This is a genomic window from Streptomyces sp. CA-243310 (genome assembly GCF_050936775.1).
In the GTDB taxonomy this organism is placed as follows: Bacteria; Actinomycetota; Actinomycetes; order Streptomycetales; family Streptomycetaceae; genus Streptomyces.
Window position 1 is genome coordinate 1 of the sequence record NZ_JBNJMF010000006.1, and the last position, 17,794, is coordinate 17,794.

Below are 17,794 nucleotides of genomic sequence, written 5' to 3' on the forward strand. Positions count from 1 at the left end.
TGCTCAGCTAGGCGATAGAAGGACGCTCGTCCTTTGACCTGCGGCTATGCCGCGGCGCGGCGCCCGACCGGGGCCGGCGCCTCTTCCCAGATGGCGACAGCGACGGCGTACGCCCCGCTCGCGTCAGCCTTCGGGCCGGTTCCCTCCGGGTACGCCCACACTCCGCGCAGCAACGTGCGCAGCAGGGCCCGGCGTGTGGCCACAGGCGTGATGGCCCATCGGGTGATGAGTCCGCGGATTACGGGCAGGTACTCGCCTCGGTCCGCTTCTTGCTTCCCTGCGTTGTTGTCGAGCTCGGCGAGCTCGGCCGCGACCGACTCTTGTTCGGCCGTGAGCCGGTTGCGCTCGCGTACGTAGGAGTCCTCGGGGATGATGCCGCGCGAGACCAAGCTCGTCTGGGTGTCGAGCTCTTGCTGAATCTGGGCGAGACGTGCCCCGTGCTGCTTGCGTGCTTGCTCCAGACGTCCGGCGGTGGTGGCCGGCTCCTCGCCTCTCTTCTTCGGTTGCTTGGCTGCTTCCTCGGCGATCTTGGCCGCCTCCGTCTCGATCTCGACTTCGAGCTCGCCAAGTCGTTCGAGGATCGCGGCCTCGACGATCGACCGGAGGATGTAGACGCCATCGCAGGTGCCGTTATCCTTCCGGGCGCTGCACCGGAACAGATATCCGGGCTTGCTGATGAGCACTCCGCCGGCGCCCCTGGTGCTGCTGTTCCCTGCGGTGGTGGCGCCTCCGCAGCGTCCGCAGACGGCCAGCCCTGATGACGGGTAGACCGCGGCGCGGTTGCGGGCAGGCCGGTCCTGGGCAAGCTTGCGCTTGCGCTGGTACTCCTCCCACACGTCCTCTTTCACGATCAGGGTTTGCGCCCCGGGCATGAACACCTTCTTCACGCACAGGGCGGACCGGTGCGCGTTGCCGTCCGGATCGGCGGGGGACAGTCACAGTCGTCCGGGTGGTACCGGAGCCACCCGGCAGGAAAGCCGCTGTCCATGTACTTGCTGAGTCCGGTCTGGTGCCAGGGCTTCCCCTTCGTGCCGATGTAGCCGTTGCGCCCGAGCCACTGGGTGAGCGAGTTCATGCTCTGTCCGTCGGCCGCTCGCTCGTAGAGATCCCCAACGACCAGGCCCAGGTCTTCGGCCGGCTCGTAGGTCTCCGGGTGGATGACCCCTTCCTCGTCGAGGCGGCGCCTGTGCCAGATGAAGCCCCAGCGTCGTCCGCCTGTGGCCGGTAGGCCGTGGGCGCGGCGGTGCTCGCGGGTCTCGGCCCACTGCTCGCCGATGCGGTCGCTTTCGAACTCGGCGAACTTGAACGCCATGCCCATTTGCAGGCGTCCGAATGCGGTGGTTGTGTCAGCCGACTCGGTCGCGGACTCCAGTCGCCCCCCGACCTGTTCGAGCCTGGCGAGGTTCACCGCGTTGCCGTGACGGGAGCGGCCGAATCGGGAGTATCGCCATACGGCGATGCCGCGCGCGCGCTTCTCCTCGACGGTCTTGATGCCGATCATGATTTTGCGCTTGAACGTCCGGCCGCTGACGTCGAGGTCTTCGACCCACTCGGCGATATACCGGTTCGTACGGTCGGCCCATGCCTTGATGGCCGCGCGCTGAATGTCGGGGCTGATCTTGTCTTCGTAGTAGGTGCTGACCCTGATGTAACCGACCCAGGGCTCGCGATTGCCTCGCGAGCCCTGGAACGTGGCAGGTGTCTGCGTGATGGTCACAATGCCTTCCGTTCCTCTCCGTCGGGGAGCGGGCGAATGCGGATCACGTTGCCCGCGGCCGGCTCGACGCCTTTGCGTACCCCGGGGCTGGGGCACGGCGCGGTGTCCTGGTCGAGCAGACCGCGAGCGACGTGATCGAGCGCTCGGCGGTAACCGGTGTTCTCGGCGTCGGCGAGCTGTTCGGCACTGACTTCGTGTGCCTGGCGGATGGTGCGGACGACGATCAGAGGCATGGCGAGCAGGACCAGGAAGATCGCGGTACGCATCAGGTTGTCGTGGTTGCGGAGCATGCCGAGGATGCCCGCGGCGATTCCGACGCTGAAAAGCGCGAGGGACGTTGCGGGCAGGTACCGGCTGAACACTTTGCCTCCGTGCAGGTTGGTTCTATGCGAGGTTCCCCTCGCCGTTCTTTCGGGGTGTCTCCCGTTGCAACGTCGCAGTCATGGACAGGAAGACCCTGCGGGCCTGCTCGTCCCTGATGCCTAGCTCGTCCGCTGCCTGTTCAGGCGTGATGCGGCGGCCGGTTGTGCCCGGGTTCTGGACGGCGTCTAGCTCGGTCGCGTCGAGGATGCCGGCGCGTACGAGTACCTCGCTCAGCGGTGACCCAAGGGCTTCGGCGAGCAGGGCGAGAACGCGGGTGTCCGTGGCTCCGTGGCCGCCGAGAATGCGGCTGATCGTGGCGCGCCCGATGCCGGAGTCGTCGGCGAATTTGGTCTGCCCGCCGCCGCGAGGTCGGAGGTCGTATCCCCGTGCGGTGAGCTGCTGCCGTAGCCACTCGGCGAACTGCGCAGGTGTGGCCCTTGTGCTTCGTTCCATGGGTGGAACATACCGCGCGTGGACGGTACGTCATACACGAACGCTGGAATCAGGACACGCTCCGCCCGAATCATCCGAATCGGCCCCCCTTGACCTCGAACAGGTGACCGATTGTTGCCGGGCATATGCCAACTGTCAACGCGGTTAGTTCGAATCGGAACACCTCGAAAACCGACACGCCGATGTCAGATCATCGTGTTAACGTTCCACTCGTGGACGGAAACGATCCACTCACGGAAGGATGTTGACGCTGTGTATGACCGCTCTGTTCTCGTCGCCGCGGCCCGCACCGCGGGAGATCACACCCCCTCAGACATCGCAAGGCGCATGAAGGTTGCACGAACTACCGCATGGCGTCTCTGGAACGGACACAACGTCCCTTCCGGCGCCCTGGCCGCGGTAGTTGAACGGCACTACGGCGTGACAGCACGTCAACTCATCACGCCCATGGCGGATGCAGCGTGACCACGCCCAATCTCACCCGCCGGCACGCCGTACGCGCCGCCGCCCGGACCTGGTGGACGGGATGCGAGGCCATGGACCGCATGAGCGTCGAGGCCGCGGCCCGCGCCTGCCACGTCGCCGGCGGTCCCTCGCTCGCCGAACTGGTCGCCGCCATCACCACCGACCGCGCCCACCGCGCCGTACCCGCGCGCCGCGCCGCCTAAGACGACGACGGGCCGCCCCGGAGCTGACCCGGGACGGCCCACACGCCCACCACATGAAAGGACTGGACGTGTCCCCCAACGCTACCCCGCAGCCGCGCCGCGCCCCTCGCGCCACCGTCGCCGTGCGCACCGTGCACCTTGCCCGCGCCCTCGCTGCACTGTCCCCCGCCATCGCCACCGTGCGCACCACACCCGTCTACAGCGACTTTTCGGGCCGCCCTCGCACGGCCACGCTGGTCACCCTCGACGACGAGCACGGCCGCCCCGTCGCCGCGGACCGTGCGACGCACCGCGCCGCGCTCGCCCTGCTGCGCCAACAGTTCACCCTCACCGACTGGACGTGCCAACGCCGCTACGACGTCCGCACGGGCCGTCTGGTGCCCCTGGCGACGCCGTTCGGCCCCCGTGAACTCACGGACGGGGCCGGCCGATGATCCACCCGCAGATCACCCCGGACGGCCGGATCCGGTGGGCGCTCGCCGCCCGCCTCGCGCCCCTGGTCGACGAGCTCGCCGTCGCCTACGCCGAGCACCCCGACGAGGTCGGCCGGCTGCTCGCCGCGCACGCCGCCAACGTCGAGCGCCTCGACTTCGCGCAGCACAGCACCGACATGCCGGAGTACGAGCGCTGCATTCGCGCGGCCGAGGCCGACGGAAGCCGCGACGCCCTGCTCGACGAGGTGCCCGCGGCCGAGCAGGTCGACGCCTACCTCGACCCGGACGACGCGATCACCTACGCCACCCGACTCACCAAGTTCGCCGCTCATGTCCGCCTCACCCGGAACAGGAACCCGCGCCCGTGACCGTGACGACTCTGCCCACGCCGCTCACCGACCCCCGCGTCTCGCCGGAGCTCGCCGCCCGCCTGATCGAGGCCGTGACCGGTCCGGTCGCGCTCCCGGCCCCCGCTCCCACGACCTACGAGCCCGCCCCCGAGGGTGCGCCGGCCGACGCCCCGCGGGTGTTCGCCGCGATCAATTCGGTGATGCGGGACACGATGCCCGTGGGGAAGAACCAGAAGAACGCCCAGCAGAACTACGCCTTCCGTGGCATCGACGACGTCATGAGCGCGATGGCCGGCCCGATGCGGGCGCACGGCGTGTTCGTCCTGCCGACCATCGCCGGGCAGCGCCAGGAGCGGGAAGGGAAGATGACCCGGACCGTCATCACCATGCGCTACCGGGTCTACGGGCCCGCGGGTGACTGCCTGATCGCCGAAGTTCCGGGAGAGGCCAGCGACTTCGCGGACAAGTCGATGAACAAGGCCCAGTCGGCCGCGCTCAAATACCTGCTTTTCACCCTGTTCATGCTGCCGGTCGACGGTCGGTCCATCGATGACGGAGACCGCGATCACCCGGTACAGCCGACGCCCGAGCACCGCGCCGAGTACGCCCAGAAGCAGCAGCGCCAGACCCGCGGGCAGCGCGGGCAGCGTCAGTCGCAGCAGCCCCGAGCCGAGCAGACCCCCGTGGGCGCCGCGGAACAGCCGACCGCCCCGCCGGCCGCACCACGTCGCGACTACCTCGCCGAGGCCAAGGCCGCGCCCAACCCGGATGCGTTCGCCGCAGTGCGCGCCGCCGCCGTGACGGCCGGGGCCCCCGAGGGCTACCTCGCGAGCCTCGACGCCGTTGCCGCGGAGAAGCGCGCCCAGGCCCAGCAGATGACCGGGGAGGACCCCGAACACGCCGTCGCACTCGGCGAGATGTACGACGCGGCCAAGTCCGCAGGGGTTGACCGGGCCGAGGCCGACCAGTTGTTCAGCACCCGTCACCAGTGCGCGCCGGCCGCCGCCACGATCGCCCAGCTTCGAGAGCAGCGCGACGACCTGCTCGACGTCGTGAGGGGAGCAACCGCATGACGACCGCGACCGACCGCGACCAAGCATGCGCCGATGCCGCCGCCGCGACCGCCTCGACCACGGCCGCCGACGAGCAGGCCGCGCCGACGCTGCGCGAGCTCGCCCTCGAAGAGGCCGCCCTCGACCTGCTCGCCGCACGCGTAGCCGCCGCCAAGAAGGACGTGCGCAGCCGGATGCAAACGGCCCTCGACGGCGCCGCCCGCCGCGACGGAGTCGAGCGTGTCGTCGCCACCCTGCCCAACGGCGAGACCGTCGCAACGATCTCTCTCCGGGCGGGGGCGACCGGGCCGGTCGTCGTCGACGAGGACCAGCTCGCCCGATGGCTCCGGCAGACCTACCCCGCCCAGGAGTGGACGACCACGCGACTTGTCCGTGAGGTGCGCCCGTGGAAGCTCGCCGAGCTGGTCGCACAGATGGACGCCGCCGGCGCCACGCAGATCGTCGACCCGGACACGGGCGAGGTTCACGACGTGCCCGGAGTCCTGATCAAGCCCGTACGGGCCCGTACACACTCCCTCACGTGGAGGAAGACGGGCAAGGCCGCCGTCGGCGAAGCGTGGCGCTCCGGAGCGCTCACGGGCTACATGGCCGCCCTCACCGCCGCACCCGAGGAGTCGACCCCGTGACCGCCATAGCCCTTGACCGGGTTGCCCGTCTGCTCAACTCCCCGCCGACGTCCCCCGTGCCCGGACAGCTCGCCGTCGAGCTCACCCCCGCATCCTTGGCCACCGCGTTCGCCGCCCGCACCCGCGCCGCCGACAACGGACACCGCATATGGGTTGCCGGGGTCAACTCCCGCGGGGTGGGGCGTTTCCAGCACGCGGGACAGGCGTACACCGCCCATCAGGCCGCGTTCGCGGTCCGGACCGGTCGTATGCCCATCGGGCAGGTACGACCGTCCTGTGACCGCCCGGGGTGCTGCGAGCCGGACCACGTCGACGACCAGCCCACCCGCCAGCGGGACCGGGCCGCGCTCGCCAGCATCACGGGCATGGGACGCCGCGCACCGTCGTGCGACCACGACCAGGCCGTGCACGGCCGCCACCGGGCCGACGGCCGCCGGTACTGCGACGCCTGCAACAACGGCGTGCGGAAGCCGCGCCAGTGCGAGTACGGCAACCCCGGATGCGGTGCGGAAACGGTTCGCCCGTACCCGTGCGGGTGGCGCTGCGACGAGCACCAGCCCTCCCGCACCCGCACCCGCTAAATCCCGCGCCCCCCGGGGCGAGGCCGGCCCCGAGCCCCTCGCCCCGGGCGCCCCACTCCCAAAGGAGCAGCACCCGTGACCCTCGACGCTCAGGATTGGGTGTGGCGTCACTCCCGCACGCGCGGAAATGCCCGCCTGGCCCTGCTCGCCCTTGCCGACGCCACGACGGACGACACGGCCACCGTCCGCATGGGCACTGCCGAGATCACCCGTCGGATCAACGCGACCAAGGGCGCCGCCGTCGAGGCTCTACAGCGCGCCATTGCGTCGGGTGAGCTGGAGATCGCCGAGCCCGCCAAGGGGAGCCGTGCCGCGCTCTACCGGATCCCCGGCGCCGTCCACTACGTCCGCCGTAGCGGTCGGGAAACCGGACCGGAAACCCAGCGGTCGGGAAACCCGACCGGTAGCCCGTTGCGGTCCGGAAACCCGACCACAACCGCACCCGATAGCGGTCCGGTTTCCCGACCGGAGCCCGGTTTCGACGACGGCGGTTTGTGGTCGGAATCCCCGACCGGTAGCGGTCGGGAAACCCACCCCCATCACTCATCCATAGGTGGAGTGAGTGAAGGAAGGAAGGAAGCCCCCACGGCGATACCGCCGGAGTTCGCCCGCCCCCTGGTCGACAAGATCACCGCCGCAGCGGTCTACCCGCGATGGGACCTCACCCCCACCGAGTGGTTCCAAATCGATGCCCTGATCAAGCGCTCTGGGGTCGACATGCTCGCCGCCGTCGCCGTCAAGGCCGCCGCCAAAAAGGACGTGTCCCACGCCCGCTACTTCCTGCGGGCATGGCTCAACCTTCCGCCGGCCGCCGCCCCTGGCACCGCCCCGCCAGCGGCCGGGGCCGACGTGATCCCCCTCGACCGATCGCCCCGCAGGGGCCGCGCCGCCAACGCCGCCGCCATGTTCGCCACCGCCGCCGGAATCTCCCAGGAGCACCACCGATGAACCGCACCGAAACCGCCGCCCTGCTCGCCTACGCCGTCAGCCTCGACCCACGCCTCGCCCCCGAGGACCAGGTCGCCGCCGACGAGCGACTCGACCAGTGGGCCGAACTCCTCGCCGCCGTTCCCGCGACCGCCCCGCACCCCGACGGCCGCGACTGGAACGCCGCGCACGTCGTTCACCACCACATATCCACCAGCCCCTACCGCATCCAACCGAGCGACGTCGGGAGCCCCTGGCAGGCATTCCGCCGCGATGTACTGCGCCGCCACGTCGACCCGGTCCCCGCCGTCGACCCCGACGACGGACGGGCCTACCGGGCCGCCCTCGCCGGCACGCGCCGCGCCATCGAAACCGGGCAAGCCGCCCCGACAACGCACCGCGAACTCACCGGCCCCATGCACAAGGACGTTGCCGACCGCCTCGCCGCACTGGGCAGCTACATGCCGCCGAGCGTCGCCGCCCAGCTCGCCCCGATGCGCCGCCGCCGCGCGGAACGCGAACGCCTCGCCACCGCCGGCCTTCCGGACCCGCTCAGCGTCCCGTGCCCGTACGAGACCTGCCGAGCCCGCATCGGCCACCCGTGCCGGTCGGGCGGGAAGAAGCGCCACGAGCGCGTGACGCCCCACCCCTCGCGACTTGACGTCGCCGTTTCCCACCAGCGCAGCCAGTCGGCCGCATAGGGAAAACGGAGAAGCCAACGCCCCACCTCGTTCGCTATCGTCCACTCATGGACGGACTCAATCCGTCCATGGAATGACATTTGGTTCGACCTACATCCCGCAGGAGGTACCTCCCCGATGACCAGGAAACTCCCCGCCGAGCGCTTCGCCGCCAAGGTCAACCCGGCCGGCCCCCTGCCTCTCATCCGCGGAGTCATCGGCCCCTGTCACCTGTGGGAAGGCAGCACCAACGCCGCCGGCTACGGCACCTTTTGGGCAGGCCAATCCGTCAAGGCCCACCGATTCGCCTATGAGCAGGCCCGCGGCCCCATACCCACCGGCCTCGAACTCGACCACCGATGCCGCCAACGCGCGTGCGTCCGCGTCTCCCACCTCGATGCCGTCACCCACCGCGTCAACATCCTGCGCAGCTCCAACCACGTCGCCCACCGCGCCGCCGTCACGCAATGCCCCGCCGGCCACCCGTACGACGCCGCCAACACCTACCGAGCACCGAACGGCACCCGAAAGTGCCGCGCCTGCAACGCCACCCGCACCCGCAACACCCGCGCCATCAAGCGCGAGGCCCAACTCGCCGCCGTTACCCCCCTTCACCCCCGCACCGACCCCACCCTCGAAAGGGCCGCCTAACCATGTCCGGAGAAACCACCATCACCGTCATAGGCAACGTGGTTGCCGACCCCGAGCTCAGGTTCACCCCGTCCGGCGCCGCCGTCACGAACTTCCGCATCGCCTCGACACCGCGCAAGTACGACAAGCAGGCGAACCAGTGGACCGACGGCGAGCCCCTGTTCCTCTCCGTCGCCGTGTGGCGCCAGCAGGCCGAACACGTCGCCGAGTCGATCACCCGCGGCTCCCGCGTGATCGTCGTGGGCAGCCTCACCCAGCGCCAGTACGAAGCCGGCGACGGTACCAAGCGCAGCAGCTACGAGATCCAGGCCGAGGAAGTCGGCCCATCCCTGCTTCGCGCCACCGCCAACGTCGCCAAGGCCCCCACCGTCAACGCTCCGCAACCCGCATACGACCAGCAGCCCGCACACAACCCGTGGGCCCCGCAGAACAGCGGACAGCCCCCGTTCTAACCCCTCGCCGCGACCGGTCCGCGCGACCGGTCGCGGCCCCTCCCGCGCGCAGGAGCAGCACCCCCACCCCGAACCAGGAGCACCACCCCGTGAACCGCACACCCGACCCCGTCGCCACGCTCGACACTCACCGCCTGATCGTCACCGTGCCGAACCACGGGCCCGCCGATGTCCGCTCGAACCTGCCGCGCCCCACGGCCGCCGCCATGCTGCGCCACCTCGCCGACGAGCTCGCCGCCGAGCAGCCCCTCGCCGCGCTCCCCGGAGAGACGTACGCCGCCCTCACCGCCCAGCTTGCCCAGCGCCACCGCCCGGCCGAGGCCGCCCGCCTCGCCGCCAACGGCCTTGCTCACCACACCCGCGAGCTCGCCAACCTGCTCGCCGCTGTTCTCCACCGGGGCGTTCCTGCCGACGCCGGACCGACCGGGCGCTACCTGGTCTCGATCCTGCGCAGCCATGCCGTTCGCCTCGACAGCCCGCCGCGGACCGCCGTCGACGACGTCCTCGACCTTGCCGCCGCGCGCGCCGCCCGCCTCGCCCACCGGCCCCCGCGATGAACTGCGACCGCCTCGCCGCCGCCCTTGCCCCGCTCACCAACGGCATTCCCGCGCACCTGTGGCGTACCCCCACCCGCCGCGACCGGGCCCGCGCCGACCGCGCCCTCGCCCGCCTCGCCCGCACCGGGGCCACCGCACCCGCCCCACCCACCACACGCCACGCCGAGGGGACCGACCAGTGACCCGCCGCACCATGACCGAGCGCCGCCGCCGCGCCGCCGAGCGCGACACCCGCCGCGAGTCCCTGCTCGTACTACTCAACCGCATACAGCGGGGCGCACCCCTCACCCCCGCCGAGGCCGCCCTGTTGCGCGCCCACGTCACCACCGAGACCACCGAGGGCGACGAACTCAGGCGCACCGTCGCAGGCCAGCAGACCGCCATACAGCGCGCCCACGACCGCACCCGCGCCGCCGAGGACGCCATCACCGAAGCTGAGGACGACGCGCACCGCGCCCAGGCCCAGGCCGACCGAGAGCAGGCCTTCGCCCGCGCCCAGGCCGAGGCCGCCCGCCGGCACCTCGCCCGCGCCCAGGCCGCCGCCCTCACCCTCGCCCGCGTCCGCAACGCCGACTCCCTCGCCGAGGCCCTGGTCGCCGTCGCCGAACACGACGGACTCACCCCAGCCGCCGCCCTCGCCCACGCCGCAATCACCGCGCTCGCCGACCGCCCCGACATCGTCCTCGCCGAACGCGACCGCGAACACGCCATCGCCCTCGCCACCATCGAGCGCCGCGCCCAGGCCGCCGCCCGCAGCAGCAGCCAGCATCGCGCCACCGCGGACCGCAACCACGCCGCATGGCGCAGCGCCCGTACCCGCGCCCGCCGTCAGCAGGCCGAGGCCGCCGCCGGCGACCGGCCCTGATCAGCCGACCCACCACCAGGAGCAGCGCACCGTGATCACCCCCGCATTCGCGACCCTTGACCAGCTCGCCCCCGGCCCGACCCCGGCCGCGGTGCGCGCCTCCGACGACCTCGCCGCCATCCGCGAGCAGTGGGGTGACCTGCTCGCCGCAATCAGCCGGCCCCCCGCCGCCGAGTGGCCGCCCCGCGACTCCCGCGCCTACATCGACGGACACCTCGCCGAGCAGGCCGCCGCCGAGGACGAGGCCGACGAGCAGATCGGCCGCATGCCGCTGGTTCTGCGCGAGCACCCCGCACCCGTGAACCTGGTGGCCCTCGACGCGGCCCTCGACGTCGAGGTCGCCCTGTTCGAGCTCGCCGACCAGGTTGCCGAGTACGCGCAGCGGCCGGTACAGACCACCCGCGACGCGCACGGCCGGACCGTCCGCGACGAGGACGACGCCACCGACCCCGCCCGTTGGCACGTCACGAGCTACCGGGACGCCGGCCCCGCGGACGTCATCGCCCACGGGAGCCGGGCGTACGGGCTGCACTGGGCAGCGCTCTGGATAGCCGGCCGTCTGCTCGCCGAGGACGTCGCCGAGGGAGACCTGTTCAGCACCGTGCCCGTGCGCGTGCTCGACCAGGCCGCCGCCGTCGCCCGCCACGCCAGGCAGACCGTCGAGCGGGCACTCGGCAGAGACGGGCGGACCACCACGCTCGCCGAAACCCTGCCCGTCATGCACTGGCGAGCTCACGGCGCACACACGCGCCGGGGGCGAGCCGTACGTGACCTGCTCGACCGGCGAGGCGTGCCCCGCACCTGCACCCCTCGAACGGGGCCGCCGCACGTGGCGAGGCGCGGACCTGGTCGACCTGTACGTCGCGCTGAACACGGCCCGACAGACCCATAATTGATCTGAGTTCAATTCTCTTGTGATGTGGGATCAACATGGGCTAGGGTCGCGACTGTTGGGCTTCCACCCCGACACCCCGGGCTTCCACCCCGGACCACCACAACCACGGGAGCAACCCCCATGGACACCTACGCCCACGGCTACGGCAACACCGGCCACTACGCCCGCCCCGGTACCCACACGAGCTACTGCGGTCGCGAGCTCATGCACGAGCCGAACACCCCGATCGCCGCCCGCATCTGCAAGGCGTGCGCCAAGGCAGAGCAGGCCGACCGCGTGGCCGCCGGGGAGGTCGCCGCCGACCGCGCCATCGAGGGCCCGACCCTGGCCGAGCGGGCGCACGTCCGCTACTGCTTGGTTGGCACCGGCCGCCGCGTGCACTACTCGAACAACGACGACACCCTGTGTGGACGCGAGGTCACCGAGTACGACGACGGTTCGGCCCTGCTCAAGAAGGGCACCGCGCTGTGCACCCCGTGCGGCAAGGCCGCCGAGCACCGCGCCTACGCACGCTCGCTCGCCGCCGCCTCGCCCCTGGCCGCCGCGGCCGTCGAGGTCGCCCGAGATCGTCGAGGCCGTCGACCCCCGCGCCTTCCTGCGCGCCGCCGTACTGCGCGAGGGGGGCGAGTGGAACGTCGAGCGCGTCACCGCCCTGTACGACGCCGCGGGCATCACCGTCGACCGCAACACCCGATGGGGCTTTCTGGTCAACCTCGCTGAGGACGAGCACCTGTTGACCCCGTTCGACAAGCGCGGAACCTTCACTGCCACCCCGGCCGCCGTTCAGGAGGCCACCGCGTTCGACGCCACCACCCGCGCCGTCGACGCCGTCGAGCACGCCGAGGAGACCGACGCCCAGGTCGAGACCGTCGAGGAGGCCGAGGCCCTGTACGCCGCCGCCTTGGTTACCGAAGCCGAGGCCGACGCGGGCACGTGGCGAGGCGAGTGGATTGGCGAGCAGCCGACCGCCCTCACCCTGTTCGACGTCGAGCAGCCGGCCGAACAGGGCGCCCTGTTCACCGACGCTGCGCCCGCAGAAGAGGCGACCACACCGGTCCGTGTCCGCGTCCGATTCGACCCCGCCACGATCGAGCGCCACGTCGCCAAGGCCGCCGTAGACCGTGCCGCCTTCCGCGCCGAAATGGACGCCCGCAAGGCCGCCGAGGCAGCTCGCTACGGGACTCCCACCCGCGCCACCCGCCCGCCGTGTCGTCGAGGGCGTCATCGTCGGGCACGCGGGCACCAGCGAGGGCAGCATGCCCAGCAACGCCACCCACCCGGACGTCATTGCCGCCCGCGAAGCTTTGGCCGGGCTCGCCGTTGCCCGCCTCACGGAACACCACGACGTGAGCGCACCGACCGCCGAGGAGCAGACCGCACGCGGCTACATGATCGAACCGCGCGGGAGCCGGCGAGTGGCCGTCTACTGGCTTGAGGGCGGGGCGACCATCCGCCGCGACACCCTCTTGCACGGGGCCGCCCTCGACTGCCTCGCCCACCGCCTGAACAGCCGAGGATGGAACACCGAGCCCTTGCGCGCATCCTCCCTGTGCGTGTTCGCCTGGCGCCCCGCATAGGCCCACCCGCCCGCCCCACGCCCGTGGGGCGGGCCCCGACCACCACCAGGAGCAGCAGCCATGAGCGACGAGCAGAAGCGCGACCGGGCCGAGGCCCAGTCCTACCAGCGCGCCGACTCCTCGAAGTTCCCCACGGCCCCCGCTGGCCAACAGGCATCGGTCGAGGGAGCCGCCGCCGCTTCCGGGTGGCAGATTGCCAAGAGGGCCGGAGCCGCCCGCGCCAAGATCGATTCGCCGGCCGCGGCCGTACTCCGAGAGAAGATGCTCGCCCTGCTCGACGAGTTCGACACCACCGCCGACACCGCCCGGTCCGGGAATGAAGCGGGCCACGAAATCGGGCACCTTGCCGAGGGGTACGCCCAAGCCACTTCCCACGACGCGCGCGAGCGGATCGTCGCGGAGTTCGCCGAGCATGCAAGCCTGCCCGCGGCCGGATTGATCCGCCGCGCCGCCAAGGCCCTCGAATCGCACCTCCCCGCCCTGATCATCGAGCACCACATCGGCGGACAGTCGGCCGCCGGAATCGCGCGAGAGCTGGGCTACAGCCACCCGACGTACGTGCACAAGACCATCCGCGACAACCCATGGGAAGCGGTCTGGACGCTCTAACCGCGCCGCGGACGGAGACACCTGGGAGCAGGCCACGGCCGGCACCTGCACGACCACTGAGAGCGCCGAGAACCTCGCCGAGCAGTTGCTCAGCCAACAGCTTGACGTCGAGCTCAGCCGCCGCAACGTACGTCTGTGCGTCTGGCGCAGCGGCGACGAGAACGAGCAGGACCCTGACTTTGCCCGCGCGTGGTCCGACCGCGAGGCCGACACCCCGCACAACCACTGACCCGAAACAGACGCGGGCCCGGGGGAGCTTCCACCTTCCACACCGGGCCCGACTAACCAGAACGGGAGCAACCCCCGCCATGGCCAAGGCCAAGCCTACCGAGAGCCGACCCAAGAACCTGTCCGTGCGCCGCGACGAGACCCTCGACCAGGCCCTCGCCGTTCTCACCCGCACGGGCATGAACGAGTCCGACGCGGTGCGCCTCGCCGTGTCCTTCCTTGCCCACGCGTGGGGCGACCTGTGGGACAGCGGCGTACTGCCCGAGGGCGTTGCCCCACGGGTGTTCAGGATGCAGACCGCCTTGCAGGACATGCCCGGGGCGCCGACCAGCGCGTATGGCGCCCGCCCTACGCCGTCGGCCGCCCCGCGCGACCGGTCGCAGCCAACGCCCCACGCGCGCCCCACGATCCCGATTGCGTCGTGACCTTTCCGTGACCTAGAGTCGGGACCGACCCCGGCATGCCCGGAAACAGAAGGTCCAACAGCGCCCCGCCAACCCCCCGGCGGGGCGCTGTTGCATGCCCGCCCCCGCGGGCCCGCGGCCGTGCAGGAGGTGAGCCCCATGGCGCGCCCCATCACCGAGAAGGACCGCACCGCGGTTCGCCGTCTGCACTCCCAGGGCAAGACCCGCAACGACATTGCCCGCACCATCGGGCGCAGCCCCTCGACGGTGTCCAAGATCGCCGCGGCGTGCGACCCGCCGCTCACCTTCGACCGCGGGCCCGAAGTCGTGGCCGCCACCGAGGCGCGCCGCATCGACCTCGCCGCCCGCCGTACCGAGCTCGCCACCGCGCTCCACCAGGACGCCGAACGATTGCGCGCCCAGCTCTGGGAGCCGTGCACGATCGGGGCGTTCGGAGGCAAAGACAACGTGTGGTCCGAGACCCGCCTCGAACGCCCGACGTTCGGCGATCAGCGCGCCATCCTCGCCGCCACCGGCACCGCCATTGAGAAGAGCCTCAAGCTTTCGCCGGCCGAGGGTGGCGAGGGTGCCGAGCAGGTGCGTTCGATGCTCGGCGCACTCGGCGAGGCCCTGACCCGCGCAGCCGACGACGGGGGCGCCGACGGGGGGTGAGCCGGTGCTCGACCTCGACCGCCTGCCCCTCTCCCGTAAGCAGCTTCGTTCGATCGGCCGGGCCACCGCCCGAATCAATTTGTGGCACGGCAGCGTCCGCAGCGGAAAGACGATCGCCTCATTGTTGGCGTTCGTTATTGCCGTTGCCACCGCCGGCCCGTCCGGCCTGATCGTCATAGCGGGGCGCAGCCTCCAGACGATCGAGCGGAACTGTCTGGAGCCGCTCCAGGACCCCGCCCTGTTCGGCCCCCTGGCACGCCACATTCAGCACACCCGGGGCGCCACCACCGCGACGATCTTGGGCCGCACCGTCCACCTGATCGGCGCCGCGGACGCCCGCGCCGAGGGCCGGCTACGTGGTCTCACCGCGCAGCTCGCGTACGTCGACGAGGCAACCCTCATGCCCGAGGGCTTTTGGGTACAGCTCCTCGCCCGCCTCTCCGTGCCGGGTGCCCGCCTGTTCGCCACGACGAACCCGGACAGCCCGCGGCACTGGCTCAAGACCGGCTACATCGACCGCGCCGCGGAACTCAACCTGCGTGCCTGGCACTTCCGCCTTGCCGACAACCCGAGCTTGTCACCCGAGTACGTTGCCGACCTGTCCGCCGAGTACGTCGGACTGTGGCGCCGCCGCATGATCGACGGCGCATGGTGCGTCGCCGAGGGCGCCATCTACGACCAGTGGGACGAGGCCGAGCACGTCGTCGACACCCTGCCCGAGCTACGCCGCACGTGGCTGGGCATCGACTACGGCACCACGAACCCGTTCGCCGCAATCCTGCTCGGCGAGGGCGTCGACGGCCGGCTGTACGCGGCGGCCGAGTGGCGCCACGACAGCAAGGCCAGCCACCGACAGATGACCGATGCGCAGTACAGCGCCGCCGTACTGCGCTGGCTCACCGAGTGGCGACACCCCGATGCCGCCGCGGACTCCCCGGCCGGGGTCACCCCCGAGTGGACGTTCATCGACCCCAGCGCCGCGAGCTTCATCACGCAGATGTGGCAGGACGGAGCGCCCGGCCTCGCCCGCGCCAATAACAGCGTCGTCGACGGCATCCGGTCTGTGTCCTCGCTCCTCGCCGCCCGTCGCCTGCTTGTACATCGGAGCTGCACCGGCCTGCTCGAAGAGCTCCCCGGTTACAGCTGGGATCCGACCGCGACCGCCCGGGGGGAGGACAAGCCGATCAAGCTTGCCGACCACAGCGCGGACGCCTTGCGCTACGCCGTCCACTCGACCGCGCACGAGTGGCGCCACCTACTCACCAGCCGCCCGCACGAGGACCCCCCGACATGAGCAGCACCGCCATTCCCACCGTGATCACTGTCGACCAGCGCCGCGCGCTCTGTCGCGTGCTGGGCCTGCCCGCCGCTCAGGTCTACGAACTGCACGTGCACGCCCGCGAGGGCGTACGAGCGTCCCTGTACGTCCTCGACCGCGAGGGCCGAAAGATGCTGCACGGCGAGGAGCCCCTCACCGCCACCGTGCACATACCCCTTGCCGAGGAGGTGACCGCCCGTGGCACTCCCTGAGACCGGCGCCCCGTGGCCGCCCCCGCAGTGGGCACCGATTTACGACCGGATCCGTACCGATGACGCGTGGTACTCCGGCGACCCCCGCCGCCTTACCCGCGTGCACAGCACCGAGGAGCACCAGGGCGCCCGCCGCCGGCTGTGGGGGCGCCGCGAGCAGCCCCTCGCCGCCCGCCAGGACCACCGCCTACACGTGCCCCTGCCGGGCGATATCGCTTCCACGTCCGCCGACCTGCTGTTCGCGGACATGCCCGCCATCCGTACCGCCGACACGGCCACCCAGGCCCGCACCGAGCAGCTCCTCGACGAGGGCCGCGTTCAGCAGATCCTTTTGGGCGCAGCCGAGCAGGCCGCCGCCCTGTCGGGGATCTTCCTGCGGGTGACGTGGGACAAGACGCTTGCAGCCCGACCCCTGCTCACCGTCGTACAGCCCGACGCCGCGATCCCCGAGTTTCGGTTCGGCATGCTGCGTGCGTGCGTGTTCTGGGAGGAGCTCCCGGGTAGCGACGGACACACCGTGTGGCGCCACTTCGAACGGCACGAGCCCGGCCGCGTGATTCACGCCCTGTACCTGGGGACGTCCGACAACGTCGGCCGCACCGTGCCGCTCACCGAGCACCCGGCAACCGCCGACCTCGCCGAGTCCCTCGACCCGGACGGGAACGGCCAGACGATCAGCACCGGCATTCCCCTGCTCACGTGCACCTACGTGCCCAACATCGGCCCGAACCGTCTTCACCGGGGATCCCCGATCGGTAGGTCGGACTACGCCGCGCCGCTCTACGACCTGTTCGACAACCTCGACACCGTGTGGACGAGTTGGATGCGCGACATCCGCCTCGCCCGCGCCCGCCTGATCGTTCCGGCCGGCTATCTCCGCAACGACGGACCGGGCCGCGGAGCGACGTTCGAGGACCGCGAGGTATACGAGCAGCTCAACATTCCGCCCACCGAGAACGGCACCGGAATCACCCTGAGTCAGTTCGAGATCAGGGTCGAGGAGCACCAGCGCAGCGCCGAAGCGATCATGCGACAGGCCGCCCAGTCGGCCGGCTACAGCGCCCAGAGCTTCGGCCTGCACGGATCCGGTGAAGCGATCACCGCGACCGAGTCCGACAGCCGCGACCAACGGTCGATGGTGACCCGCCGGAAGAAGGCCGGCTATTGGCGACACGGGATAACGGACGCGCTGCACGTCATGCTTCTGCTCGACCGTGCCCAGTTCGGTACACCGATCACCCCGGAGCGCCCGAGCGTCGAGTTCGGCGACGGGGTTGCGGAGTCGGAGCAGCAGACCGCCACCACGCTCGACCTGCTCGCCCGCGCCGGGGCCGTTTCCACCAAGACCAAGGTGCGCATCCTCCACCCCGAATGGGACGACGACGACGTACAGGTCGAGGTCGAGGCCATCCTCGCCGAGACCGGCGCCGCCGCCCCCGATCCTGTGGGGAACTTCCCGCTCGCAGCATGACCGGCAGGGGG

The 17,794-nt window shown here is 71.2% G+C and carries 26 protein-coding genes; 22 read left to right on the forward strand and 4 right to left on the reverse strand.

Features of this window, described 5'->3' with window-relative positions; genetic code table 11:
* Nucleotides 1-44: 44 nt before the first annotated feature.
* Genes ACQEVM_RS38365 through ACQEVM_RS38380 form a run of 4 tightly spaced genes read right to left on the reverse strand, consistent with a single transcriptional unit; the run spans nt 45 to nt 2,533 of the window.
* Entirely contained in the window at nt 45-887 is an 843-nt protein-coding gene (locus ACQEVM_RS38365; protein ID WP_433087391.1) for a zinc ribbon domain-containing protein, read from the reverse strand.
* Complete coding sequence (locus ACQEVM_RS38370; protein ID WP_433087393.1) at nt 884-1,717, reverse strand: recombinase family protein; 834 nt, start codon at nt 1,715-1,717, stop codon at nt 884-886. The genes ACQEVM_RS38365 and ACQEVM_RS38370 overlap by 4 nt, the downstream gene beginning before the upstream one ends.
* Nucleotides 1,714-2,079, reverse strand: a complete 366-nt coding sequence (locus tag ACQEVM_RS38375; protein ID WP_433085182.1) for a hypothetical protein — start codon at nt 2,077-2,079, stop codon at nt 1,714-1,716. Before ACQEVM_RS38375 ends, ACQEVM_RS38370 begins: the two co-directional genes overlap by 4 nt.
* A 22-nt stretch (nt 2,080-2,101) precedes the next feature.
* Nucleotides 2,102-2,533, reverse strand: a complete 432-nt coding sequence (locus ACQEVM_RS38380) for a helix-turn-helix domain-containing protein (protein WP_433085184.1) — start codon at nt 2,531-2,533, stop codon at nt 2,102-2,104.
* A gap of 461 nt (nt 2,534-2,994) precedes the next feature.
* Between ACQEVM_RS38380 and ACQEVM_RS38385 the strand changes: the two genes are divergently transcribed.
* The 22 genes from ACQEVM_RS38385 (at nt 2,995) to ACQEVM_RS38490 (ending at nt 17,783) form a co-directional block, all read left to right on the forward strand.
* Entirely contained in the window at nt 2,995-3,201 is a 207-nt protein-coding gene (locus tag ACQEVM_RS38385; RefSeq protein ID WP_433085186.1) for a hypothetical protein, read from the forward strand.
* Nucleotides 3,202-3,269: 68 nt separating this feature from the next.
* The gene (locus ACQEVM_RS38390) at nt 3,270-3,635 is read left to right on the forward strand and encodes a hypothetical protein (protein WP_433085188.1); all 366 of its coding nucleotides are present in this window, start codon (nt 3,270-3,272) and stop codon (nt 3,633-3,635) included.
* Nucleotides 3,632-4,003, forward strand: a complete 372-nt coding sequence (locus tag ACQEVM_RS38395; protein ID WP_433085190.1) for a hypothetical protein — start codon at nt 3,632-3,634, stop codon at nt 4,001-4,003. The genes ACQEVM_RS38390 and ACQEVM_RS38395 overlap by 4 nt, the downstream gene beginning before the upstream one ends.
* Nucleotides 4,000-5,058, forward strand: a complete 1,059-nt coding sequence (locus tag ACQEVM_RS38400) for an ERF family protein (RefSeq protein ID WP_433085191.1) — start codon at nt 4,000-4,002, stop codon at nt 5,056-5,058. Before ACQEVM_RS38395 ends, ACQEVM_RS38400 begins: the two co-directional genes overlap by 4 nt.
* A complete protein-coding gene (locus ACQEVM_RS38405; protein WP_433085193.1) occupies nt 5,055-5,684 on the forward strand; it encodes a hypothetical protein in 630 nt (209 codons plus the stop codon). Before ACQEVM_RS38400 ends, ACQEVM_RS38405 begins: the two co-directional genes overlap by 4 nt.
* A complete protein-coding gene (locus ACQEVM_RS38410) occupies nt 5,681-6,265 on the forward strand; it encodes a hypothetical protein (protein WP_433085195.1) in 585 nt (194 codons plus the stop codon). Before ACQEVM_RS38405 ends, ACQEVM_RS38410 begins: the two co-directional genes overlap by 4 nt.
* 75 nt (nt 6,266-6,340) lie before the next feature.
* On the forward strand, nt 6,341-7,213 hold the full coding sequence (locus tag ACQEVM_RS38415; protein WP_433085197.1) for a hypothetical protein: 873 nt from the start codon (nt 6,341-6,343) through the stop codon (nt 7,211-7,213).
* Nucleotides 7,210-7,893 carry a zinc finger domain-containing protein gene (locus ACQEVM_RS38420; RefSeq protein ID WP_433085199.1) on the forward strand — a complete coding sequence of 228 codons (684 nt, stop codon included), beginning with the start codon at nt 7,210-7,212 and terminating at the stop codon, nt 7,891-7,893. The genes ACQEVM_RS38415 and ACQEVM_RS38420 overlap by 4 nt, the downstream gene beginning before the upstream one ends.
* Nucleotides 7,894-8,010: 117 nt before the next feature.
* Nucleotides 8,011-8,523, forward strand: a complete 513-nt coding sequence (locus ACQEVM_RS38425) for an HNH endonuclease signature motif containing protein (RefSeq protein ID WP_433085201.1) — start codon at nt 8,011-8,013, stop codon at nt 8,521-8,523.
* Between the two features lie 2 nt (nt 8,524-8,525).
* Nucleotides 8,526-8,975: a single-stranded DNA-binding protein gene (locus ACQEVM_RS38430; RefSeq protein WP_433085203.1), complete on the forward strand. Its 450-nt coding sequence runs from the start codon at nt 8,526-8,528 to the stop codon at nt 8,973-8,975.
* Nucleotides 8,976-9,064: 89 nt separating this feature from the next.
* Nucleotides 9,065-9,532 (forward strand): hypothetical protein, encoded by a 468-nt coding sequence (locus ACQEVM_RS38435; RefSeq protein WP_433085205.1) that lies wholly within the window; start codon nt 9,065-9,067, stop codon nt 9,530-9,532.
* Entirely contained in the window at nt 9,529-9,714 is a 186-nt protein-coding gene (locus ACQEVM_RS38440) for a hypothetical protein (RefSeq protein ID WP_433085207.1), read from the forward strand. Before ACQEVM_RS38435 ends, ACQEVM_RS38440 begins: the two co-directional genes overlap by 4 nt.
* Nucleotides 9,711-10,397, forward strand: a complete 687-nt coding sequence (locus ACQEVM_RS38445) for a hypothetical protein (RefSeq protein ID WP_433085209.1) — start codon at nt 9,711-9,713, stop codon at nt 10,395-10,397. Before ACQEVM_RS38440 ends, ACQEVM_RS38445 begins: the two co-directional genes overlap by 4 nt.
* 31 nt (nt 10,398-10,428) lie before the next feature.
* Nucleotides 10,429-11,289, forward strand: a complete 861-nt coding sequence (locus ACQEVM_RS38450) for a hypothetical protein (RefSeq protein ID WP_433087395.1) — start codon at nt 10,429-10,431, stop codon at nt 11,287-11,289.
* A gap of 123 nt (nt 11,290-11,412) precedes the next feature.
* The gene (locus tag ACQEVM_RS38455) at nt 11,413-12,012 is read left to right on the forward strand and encodes a hypothetical protein (protein WP_433087397.1); all 600 of its coding nucleotides are present in this window, start codon (nt 11,413-11,415) and stop codon (nt 12,010-12,012) included.
* A 13-nt stretch (nt 12,013-12,025) separates the two neighbouring features.
* On the forward strand, nt 12,026-12,727 hold the full coding sequence (locus ACQEVM_RS38460; protein WP_433087399.1) for a hypothetical protein: 702 nt from the start codon (nt 12,026-12,028) through the stop codon (nt 12,725-12,727).
* A gap of 202 nt (nt 12,728-12,929) precedes the next feature.
* Entirely contained in the window at nt 12,930-13,478 is a 549-nt protein-coding gene (locus ACQEVM_RS38465; protein WP_433087401.1) for a hypothetical protein, read from the forward strand.
* A gap of 308 nt (nt 13,479-13,786) precedes the next feature.
* The gene (locus ACQEVM_RS38470) at nt 13,787-14,131 is read left to right on the forward strand and encodes a hypothetical protein (protein WP_433085217.1); all 345 of its coding nucleotides are present in this window, start codon (nt 13,787-13,789) and stop codon (nt 14,129-14,131) included.
* Between the two features lie 138 nt (nt 14,132-14,269).
* The gene (locus ACQEVM_RS38475) at nt 14,270-14,782 is read left to right on the forward strand and encodes a helix-turn-helix domain-containing protein (protein WP_433085219.1); all 513 of its coding nucleotides are present in this window, start codon (nt 14,270-14,272) and stop codon (nt 14,780-14,782) included.
* A gap of 4 nt (nt 14,783-14,786) precedes the next feature.
* Nucleotides 14,787-16,076: a PBSX family phage terminase large subunit gene (locus ACQEVM_RS38480; protein ID WP_433085221.1), complete on the forward strand. Its 1,290-nt coding sequence runs from the start codon at nt 14,787-14,789 to the stop codon at nt 16,074-16,076.
* Complete coding sequence (locus ACQEVM_RS38485; protein WP_433085223.1) at nt 16,073-16,312, forward strand: hypothetical protein; 240 nt, start codon at nt 16,073-16,075, stop codon at nt 16,310-16,312. Before ACQEVM_RS38480 ends, ACQEVM_RS38485 begins: the two co-directional genes overlap by 4 nt.
* Nucleotides 16,299-17,783 carry a phage capsid protein gene (locus ACQEVM_RS38490; protein ID WP_433085225.1) on the forward strand — a complete coding sequence of 495 codons (1,485 nt, stop codon included), beginning with the start codon at nt 16,299-16,301 and terminating at the stop codon, nt 17,781-17,783. The genes ACQEVM_RS38485 and ACQEVM_RS38490 overlap by 14 nt, the downstream gene beginning before the upstream one ends.
* Nucleotides 17,784-17,794: the final 11 nt, after the last annotated feature.

Coding starts and splice junctions, on each gene's coding strand:
- ACQEVM_RS38470 (WP_433085217.1), top strand. CDS start 13,787: ATGGCCAAGGCCAAGCCTACCGAGAGCCGACCCAAGAACCTGTCCGTG.
- ACQEVM_RS38485 (WP_433085223.1), top strand. CDS start 16,073: ATGAGCAGCACCGCCATTCCCACCGTGATCACTGTCGACCAGCGCCGC.
- ACQEVM_RS38455 (WP_433087397.1), top strand. CDS start 11,413: ATGGACACCTACGCCCACGGCTACGGCAACACCGGCCACTACGCCCGC.
- ACQEVM_RS38425 (WP_433085201.1), top strand. CDS start 8,011: ATGACCAGGAAACTCCCCGCCGAGCGCTTCGCCGCCAAGGTCAACCCG.
- ACQEVM_RS38465 (WP_433087401.1), top strand. CDS start 12,930: ATGAGCGACGAGCAGAAGCGCGACCGGGCCGAGGCCCAGTCCTACCAG.
- ACQEVM_RS38440 (WP_433085207.1), top strand. CDS start 9,529: ATGAACTGCGACCGCCTCGCCGCCGCCCTTGCCCCGCTCACCAACGGC.
- ACQEVM_RS38380 (WP_433085184.1), bottom strand. CDS start 2,533: ATGGAACGAAGCACAAGGGCCACACCTGCGCAGTTCGCCGAGTGGCTA.
- ACQEVM_RS38405 (WP_433085193.1), top strand. CDS start 5,055: ATGACGACCGCGACCGACCGCGACCAAGCATGCGCCGATGCCGCCGCC.
- ACQEVM_RS38420 (WP_433085199.1), top strand. CDS start 7,210: ATGAACCGCACCGAAACCGCCGCCCTGCTCGCCTACGCCGTCAGCCTC.
- ACQEVM_RS38430 (WP_433085203.1), top strand. CDS start 8,526: ATGTCCGGAGAAACCACCATCACCGTCATAGGCAACGTGGTTGCCGAC.
- ACQEVM_RS38475 (WP_433085219.1), top strand. CDS start 14,270: ATGGCGCGCCCCATCACCGAGAAGGACCGCACCGCGGTTCGCCGTCTG.
- ACQEVM_RS38395 (WP_433085190.1), top strand. CDS start 3,632: ATGATCCACCCGCAGATCACCCCGGACGGCCGGATCCGGTGGGCGCTC.